This window comes from Roseateles sp. P5_B10, assembly GCF_056400485.1.
Genome location: NZ_JBFULE010000576.1, coordinates 1 through 3,472 on the forward strand (window position 1 = coordinate 1; position 3,472 = coordinate 3,472).

Genomic DNA, 3,472 nt, shown 5'->3' on the forward strand with positions numbered 1-3,472 from the left:
GTCGCAGGTGGCCTGAACTTCTCGTTCCCCCATGCACTGAGCCCTGCCGGCTGGGGCCGGCAGGGCTCAGTGCAGCTGCAGTCGCTGCGCAAGGGGGCCCGCGAGGCCGACGCGATGGTCAGGCCCCGCTGGGCGGGCTCAATCGGCGCGCAGCTTGGCGCGCAGGCCGGCGCCGATCTCGGGCCGATCGAGGAAGGGATCGGTCGGGTTGCGCAGCAGCATGACGTCCTCCAGCCGCGTCTGTACGCCGGCCAGAGCCTGCGGGTGGCTGAAGATGTAGAACTTGTTGTGGTCGATGGCGTCGAACACCATGGCCGCCACATCGGCCGCGGTCAGCTTGCCCGAGGACACAGCCTTGTCGCTCTGGGCCTGGGAAATCATCTGGCTCTTGGTCGGCTTGCTCGCCGCGAACTCGCCGGGGCGGTTGCGGTGGCTCTGGCTGATGCCGGTGGGCACGAAGAAGGGGCAGAGCACCGAGGCATGGACCTGGTCGGTCACCAGGGACAGGTCCTGGTACAGCGTCTCGGACAGCGACACGACGGCGTGCTTGGACACGTTGTAGACACCCATGTTCGGCGGGTTCAGCATCCCAGCCATGGAGGCGGTGTTGACGATGTGGCCCGAGTAGCCCGGGTCGGCCTTGGCCGCAGCCAGCATCATGGGCGTGAACAGGCGCACGCCATGCACGACGCCCATCACGTTGACACCCATGACCCATTCCCAGTCGGCCAGGGAGTTCTCCCAGATCAGGCCGCCCGAGCCGACGCCGGCGTTGTTGAAGACGAAGTGGGGCGCGCCGAAGCGTTCCTGCACGGCGGCGGCCAGGGCTTCCATCTGATCGGCCTTGGCCACGTCGACGACCCGGGCCAGCACCTCGACGTCCTTGAACTCGGAGGCGGCCTTGTCCAGCGCATCGGCCTGCACGTCGACGAGGACGAGGTTCATGCCGCGCCGGGCGGCGAGGCGGGCGGTTTCCAGGCCGAAGCCGGAACCGGCGCCGGTGATGACTGCGGTTTTCTTGGTCATGTTCAGGTCTCCAGAGAAGGCGAAGGGCCGCCCCGAGGCTTCTTAACCCCCTCGGGGGGCTGAGGCGCTTGCGCCGATTGGGGGCTACGTTTCTGCATCTCTTGGTGAGCGATGCCGTCTTCCATGTATTGCTCGCCAATGGGCGAGAAGCCGAAGCTTGCGTAGAAGCGCTCCAGGTGCGCCTGCGCATGCAGCGTGATCGACTGGCCGGGCCACAGCTGCTCGCACTGCGCGACGGCTTCGGCCATCAGCGCGCGGCCCATGCCACCACTGCGTGCCGCGGGCGATGTGACGACGCGGCCGATGAGGGCGTCGGGCGCCTTCAGTCCCGGTGGGATCAGCCGCGCATAGGCCTTGAGCTGGCCGTCATCGCCGTGACCAAGCAGATGCCAGGTCTTGGCGTCGAGGCCGTCRATGTCAAGGAACACGCAGTTCTGCTCGACGACAAAGACCTCGGAGCGCAGGGCCAGCACACTGTAGAGCTGCTGCACGCTCAGTTCGTCAAAGCGCAGGCAGGTCCAGCGCATCAGATCAACTTGACGAGCTGCTTGCCGAAGTTCTTGCCCTTGAGCAGGCCGATGAAAGCCTCGGGCGCGCTGGCGATGCCTTCGGCAATCGACTCGCGGAACTTGAGCTTGCCCGTGGCGACCATCGTGCCCAGTTCCTTCAGCGCCTCGGGCCAGACTTCCATGTGCTCGGACACGATGAAGCCTTCGACTTTCATGCGGTTGACGAGGATGAGCTGGGGCGCCGCCATCGGGATGGGCTGGCCGTCGTAGCCGGAAATCATGCCGCACATCGCGATGCGGCTGAAGGCGTTGGCGCGCAGCAGGACGGCGTCCAGGATCATGCCGCCAACATTCTCGAAATAGCCGTCGATGCCGTTCGGGCACTCGGCCTTCAGCGCGGCAGACAGCGAGCGCACGTCGGGGTGCTGCTTGTAGTCGATGCAGGCATCAAAGCCCAGTTCCTCGACGACATAGCGGCACTTGTCGGCGCCGCCGGCGAGGCCCACCGCGCGGGCGCCGCGCGCCTTGGCGAGCTGGCCGACCACACTGCCGACCGCACCGCTGGCGGCGCTGACGACGACGGTTTCACCGGCCTTCACGTTGATGATCTTCGTCAGGCCATACCAGGCCGTCACGCCGGGCATGCCGACCGAGCCCAGGTAGGCGGACAGGGGGATGTGGGCGGTGTCGACCTTGTTCAGCACGCCGCGCTGGGTGGCGTCGACGGTCTGGAATTCCTGCCAACCGCCCATGCCGACGACCTTGTCGCCGACGGCGAAATTGGCGTTTTTCGACTCGACCACTTCGCCGACGGTGCCGCCGATCATGACTTCATCGAGCGGCTGCGAGGCCGCATAGCTCTTGCTCTCGTTCATGCGCCCGCGCATGTAGGGATCGAGGCTGAGGAAGTGGTTGCGCACGCGCACCTGGCCCTCGGTCAGCGCGGTGAGCGGCGCTTCGACGAGGCGGAAGTTGGCGGGCGTGACCTCGCCCTTGGGGCGGGAGGCGAGGACGATCTGGCGGTTGATGGGGCTCATGGGGCTGCTGGTTCACACGACAGCCGCCATTGAAGCACCCCGGGGGAGGCCCCTACGTCCCAGGCGCGACAACGCTTTAGAGCGGTCGACTCACGGTGCGATCGTGATCGGGTAGCTGGTGCAACCCAGCTTTTCGGAGATGTCCTTGCTGGCCGTCTGCAGCATCCTGACGACCTCGGGCGCCTTTTCGACATCGAAGCGGAAGGTCGGGAAGGACACGCTCATGCCGGCGATGGGCTGGCCGAGGCGGTCGAAGATGGGCACGCCCAGGCAGCGGATGTGATCGTCGAACTCTTCGCGGTCTTCACCGAACCCCTGCTTCTTGACCTGCTCCAGCTCGGCCAGGAAGGCCGGGCGTTCCGTGATGGTCTTGTCGCGAAAGCGCTTGAACTCGGCACCGTCGAGGATGCGGTCGCGGCGCTCGGGGTGTTCCCAGGCCATCAGCACCTTGCCGATGGCCGTGCAGTGCAGCGGCGCGCGGCGGCCGATTCGCGAGTACATGCCCAGCATGTGGCGCGAATCGACCTTGTGGATGTAGATGATCTCGCTGTCGATGAGGCTGCCCAGGTGGACGGTCTCGCCAGTGGCGTCGGCCAGCATCTGCATGTGGTGCTTGGACAGGTCCACGAGTTCGGGCGAGGGCAGGGCCTTGGCGCCGATCTCGAACATGCGCATGGCCAGGCCGTAACGCTCGCTGTCGGCTTCCTGGCGCACATAGCCCAGGCCCTTCATCGTCTGCAGGAAACGGTAGACCGTGGCCTTGGGCATGGCCAGGCGCACCGACAGGTCGGTGATACCGATGTCACTGCGCTCACCCAGGGCGTTCAGGATCGCGAACACCTTGAGTACCGCGGCAACCGACTCCGGCTGCTTGGAATCAGCAATGTCGTCGTCCATCGT

4 protein-coding genes are annotated in these 3,472 nt (G+C 66.1%); all 4 read right to left on the reverse strand.

Translation table 11 applies throughout. The features are described from left to right. Positions 1–138 precede the first annotated feature (138 nt). Entirely contained in the window at positions 139–1,026 is an 888-nt protein-coding gene (locus tag AC1DU6_RS24085; RefSeq protein ID WP_457321412.1) for an SDR family oxidoreductase, read from the reverse strand. Between the two features lie 2 nt (positions 1,027–1,028). Continuing rightward, on the reverse strand, positions 1,029–1,553 hold the full coding sequence (locus AC1DU6_RS24090; protein ID WP_457321414.1) for a GNAT family N-acetyltransferase: 525 nt from the start codon (positions 1,551–1,553) through the stop codon (positions 1,029–1,031). After that, the gene (locus AC1DU6_RS24095; RefSeq protein ID WP_457446612.1) at positions 1,553–2,572 is read right to left on the reverse strand and encodes an NADP-dependent oxidoreductase; all 1,020 of its coding nucleotides are present in this window, start codon (positions 2,570–2,572) and stop codon (positions 1,553–1,555) included. Before AC1DU6_RS24095 ends, AC1DU6_RS24090 begins: the two co-directional genes overlap by 1 nt. Before the next feature lie 90 nt (positions 2,573–2,662). Beyond that, positions 2,663–3,472 (reverse strand): DNA-binding transcriptional regulator KdgR (kdgR, locus tag AC1DU6_RS24100; protein ID WP_477860159.1); only part of this gene is annotated, 810 nt, incomplete at its 5' end.

Bases quoted from the DNA above. Each gene is read 5' to 3' on its own strand.
- AC1DU6_RS24095 (WP_457446612.1), bottom strand. From the start codon at position 2,572: ATGAGCCCCATCAACCGCCAGATCGTCCTCGCCTCCCGCCCCAAGGGC.
- AC1DU6_RS24085 (WP_457321412.1), bottom strand. From the start codon at position 1,026: ATGACCAAGAAAACCGCAGTCATCACCGGCGCCGGTTCCGGCTTCGGC.